Genomic DNA, 4,392 nt, shown 5'->3' with positions numbered 1-4,392 from the left:
GATATAGGTGGACATTGGACGCCAGTCGTACAGCGGGCTTGGTGCTTTTTGCGCTGTGCCGGTGTCGAACATTGGGATATAAACGTCGCGGAATTGTTGCGGTTTCACATATTCGGCAACGATGGCATCGATTTCTTCATCGGTAGGCCAAATATCTTTAAGGCGGATTTCTTTGCCGTCTGCAACGCCGAGTACGTCGTTTTCAATATCGAAACGGATGCTGCCTGCCAGCGCGTAGGCAACGACCAACGGAGGCGAAGCGAGGAAAGCCTGTTTCGCATACGGATGGATACGGCCGTCGAAGTTGCGGTTGCCTGACAATACGGCGGTAGCGTACAAATCGCGGTCGATGATTTCCTGCTGGATTTTCGGATCCAGCGCGCCGCTCATGCCGTTACAGGTGGTACATGCAAAGGCAACGATACCGAAGCCGAGTTTTTCCATTTCAGGCAGCAGGCCTGCTTCTTTCAAATAGATTTCGGCTACTTTTGAACCCGGGGCAAACGAAGATTTCACCCAAGGTTTGCGTTGCAAGCCGAGGCGGTTGGCATTGCGTGCCAACAGCGCGGCGGCGACAACGTTGCGCGGATTGGAAGTATTGGTACACGAAGTAATCGCGGCAATAATCACTGCACCGTCAGGCATTTGTCCGTCTGAAGGCTCTTCGTAAGGTTTAGCCAAGCCTTTGCTGGCCAAATCGGCAGTTGCAAAACGGGCATGCGGGTTACTTGGGCCTGCCATATTGCGTGTTACGCTGCTTAAATCAAATTTCAATACGCGCGGATAAACGGCGGTTTTCAAGGCATCTGCCCACAAGCCTGCGGTTTTGGCGTAGATTTCCACCAATTTCACTTGCGCGTCGGCGCGACCGGTCAGTTTCAAATAATCAATGGTTTGCTCATCAATAGCGAACATCGCGGCAGTCGCACCGAACTCAGGGGTCATGTTGGAAATAGTGGCACGGTCGCCGATAGACAGGCTTCTTGCACCCTCGCCGAAGAATTCGACAAATGCGCCAACCACGCGCTCTTTACGCAAGAATTCGGTCAGTGCCAACACGATGTCGGTGGCAGTAATGCCAGGCTGGCGTTTGCCGGTCAGCTCAACACCGACAATATCAGGCAGACGCATCATGGATGCACGACCCAACATCACGGTTTCGGCTTCCAAACCGCCCACGCCTACGGAAATCACGCCCAATGAATCGACGTGCGGCGTATGTGAGTCTGTGCCGACACAGGTATCAGGGAATGCCACACCATTTTTGACTTGGACAACCGGAGACATTTTTTCCAAGTTGATTTGGTGCATAATGCCGTTGCCCGCTGGAATCACATCCACATTTTCAAATGCGGTTTTTGTCCAGTTGATGAAGTGGAAACGGTCTTCGTTACGTCTGTCTTCGATTTCGCGGTTTTTGCGGAAGGCATCAGGATCGTAGCCGCCGCATTCAACGGCTAAAGAGTGGTCAACGATAAGCTGGGTTTGCACCACAGGATTGACTTTGGAAGGATCGCCGCCTTTTTCTGCAATCGCATCGCGCAGGCCTGCCAAATCCACCAATGCTGTCTGACCCAGAATATCGTGACACACCACGCGCGCCGGATACCAAGGAAAGTCGATTTCCTGTTTCCCCTCAATCAGCTGGCCCAGCCAGCTTTGCAGCGTAGGCAGGTCGACTTTGTCTGCGCGGTTGACCAAGTTCTCAGCCAAGATACGGCTTGTGTAAGGCAACTTGTCGTAAGAGCCTGGTTTGATGTCTTCACACGCCTGACGCGCGTCGTAATATTCCAAATCCGTACCGGGCAAAGCTTTGCGGTAACGTTGGTTGGCAGTCATGTCGGTTCTCCTAAATCTATTCTTTTTTTGGTTTTGGGGTTTCAGACGGCCTGTTGATTCGGACCTTCAGGCCGTCTGAAACCATAAATTCTGTTTTATTGCTTGTTGTCTGAAATCTATTCGCGGTATGAAAAAAAATTGCTGCTCCGCTACCATCATTCCCATATAGACGGAAATCCAAACTTAAATCTTTCAGCACTCTTTACAGCAGAATATTTCAACTTTTGAATTTCTGCCTGTACGGGAATGACGACAGCAGAGCAGCATGTTTTCCAAACGGCCGGCTCTCTCTCTCGCATACTGCACTAGGCCGTCGAAAAACGAAAACATCATTTATTCATTGTTTTCAAACGGCATTTCGAGATGGGGTGGGCAGGCGGCCCACCCTGCTGTTACGCGTATTAGCGGTCTTCAATCTCCACAAATGCCAAATCTTCAGGGCCTGTGTAGTTTGCGCTCGGACGGATGATTTTGCCGTCTTTGCGTTGCTCGAGAACGTGTGCCGCCCAGCCGGTTGTACGGGAAATTACGAACAGCGGTGTGAACATAGCGGTCGGTACGCCCAATTTTTGGTAGGAAACGGCGGAGAACCAGTCCAGATTCGGGAACATTTTTTTCTCTTCCCACATCACGCTCTCCAAGCGTTCGGCAATGTCAAAGAGGCGCATATCGCCGGTTTCTTTGCTCAAACCGCGTGCCACTTCTTTAATAACGACGTTGCGAGGGTCGGAAATGGTGTACACCGGATGACCGAAACCGATCACGATTTCTTTGCGGCCGATGCGTTCGCGGATGTCGGCTTCGGCTTCGTCGGCATTGCGGTAGCGTTTTTGAATATCGTAAGCCACTTCGTTCGCACCGCCGTGTTTCGGACCTTTCAACGCACCGATTGCACCGGTAATGCAGGAGTACATATCAGAGCCTGTACCGGCAATCACGCGGGCGGTAAAGGTAGAAGCGTTGAACTCGTGTTCTGCATACAGAATCAGTGAAACGTGCATGGCTTTGATGTGTGATTCGCTTGGGCGTTTGCCGTGCAACAGGTGCAGGAAATGACCGCCGATGGTCTCTTCGTCGCTTTCAACTTCAATGCGTTTGCCGTTGTGCGAATATTGATACCAGTACAGCAGGATGCTGCCGAGGCAGGCGATCAGTTTGTCGGCGATGTCGCGCGCTTCGCTTTCCGGATGACTTTCACGTTCAGGATGAACGCAGCCCAGCATGGATACGCCGGTACGCATCACGTCCATCGGATGGGTATGTGCAGGCAGGCTTTCCAAAACTTTGATCACACGGATAGGCAGGCCGCGCATGGATTTGAGCTTGGTTTTATAAGCGGCCAGCTCAAATTTGTTGGGCAGATGGCCGTGAATCAGCAGGTAGGCGACTTCTTCAAACTCGCATTTTTGTGCCAAGTCCAGAATGTCGTAACCGCGATAGCTCAAATCGTTGCCGGTACGGCCAACGGTACACAATTCGGTATTGCCGGCCGCAACGCCAGAAAGCGCAACGGATTTTTTAGGTTTGAAAGTCGGGGTTTGAGTAGTTTCAGTCATGGTATTTCTCCTTTGTATTTTATGGGTTTTATTTTTTCAGACGACCGATGCGGATTTGTTGAAAGGCCGTCTGAAAGCGGTTACTTATTTTTGAAACAATTTATCCAGTTTTTGCTCGAAGGCATGATAGTTCAGATGCTCGTACAGCTCGGCACGGGTTTGCATAGTGTCAACCACTGCGGCCTGAGTGCCATCGCGCATAATCGCTTCATAAACATTCAGAGCGGCTTTGCTTGCTGCGCGGAACGATGACAGCGGATACAGCACCAACGACACGCCATTTTCAGCCAGCTCGCTTTGGGTATAAAGCGGAGTGGAACCAAACTCGGTAATGTTGGCCAATACAGGTACTTTCACTGCATCTGCAAATTGGCGGTACATTTTCAAATCGGTCATGGCTTCAGGGAAAATCATGTCCGCACCGGCTTCGACACAAGCCTGAGCGCGTTCGATAGCGGCATCCAAACCTTCTACCGCCAGCGCATCGGTACGCGCCATAATCACAAAGTTCTCATCAACACGCGCATCTACGGCAGCTTTGATACGGTCGACCATTTCGTCTTTAGAAACGATGGCTTTGTTCGGACGGTGGCCGCAGCGTTTTTGCGCTACCTGATCTTCGATGTGAACCGCTGCAACACCAGCGCGTTCAAAGTTGCGAATGGTACGGGCAATATTGAATGCACCGCCCCAACCCACATCGATGTCCACCAGCAAAGGCGTATCCACGTTGTCCGTAATGCGTCGCGCGTCGATCAGCACATCTTCCATTGTGGTAATGCCCAAATCAGGGATACCGCAAGAGCAAGCTGCCACGCCGCCGCCAGACAGATAGATTGCTTTGAAACCGCTTTGGGTCGCCAATCGTGCAAAGTAAGCATTGACGCAACCGACCACGGCAAGAGGGTTTGATTCTTTCACGGCTTGGCGGAAACGTGCTCCGGCAGAGTGTTGACTCATCATATTTCTCCTTTATAGACTTTTTTCAGTATTAATC

At 51.2% G+C, this 4,392-nt stretch carries 3 protein-coding genes; all 3 read right to left on the bottom strand.

Annotated elements, in window-relative coordinates:
- A partial coding sequence (gene acnA / locus ACTHUT_RS14475) for an aconitate hydratase AcnA (RefSeq protein ID WP_440418951.1) occupies nucleotides 1-1,839 on the bottom strand: 1,839 nt, incomplete at its 3' end.
- Between the two features lie 401 nt (nucleotides 1,840-2,240).
- Nucleotides 2,241-3,395: a bifunctional 2-methylcitrate synthase/citrate synthase gene (prpC, locus tag ACTHUT_RS14470; protein ID WP_440418950.1), complete on the bottom strand. Its 1,155-nt coding sequence runs from the start codon at nucleotides 3,393-3,395 to the stop codon at nucleotides 2,241-2,243.
- An 84-nt stretch (nucleotides 3,396-3,479) separates the two neighbouring features.
- Nucleotides 3,480-4,355 carry a methylisocitrate lyase gene (gene prpB / locus ACTHUT_RS14465; protein ID WP_002233567.1) on the bottom strand — a complete coding sequence of 292 codons (876 nt, stop codon included), beginning with the start codon at nucleotides 4,353-4,355 and terminating at the stop codon, nucleotides 3,480-3,482.
- Between the last annotated feature and the right edge of the window lie 37 nt (nucleotides 4,356-4,392).

Source organism: Neisseria sp. P0022.S010 (assembly GCF_051956635.1).
This window is presented reverse-complemented; position numbering and strand designations above follow the sequence as displayed.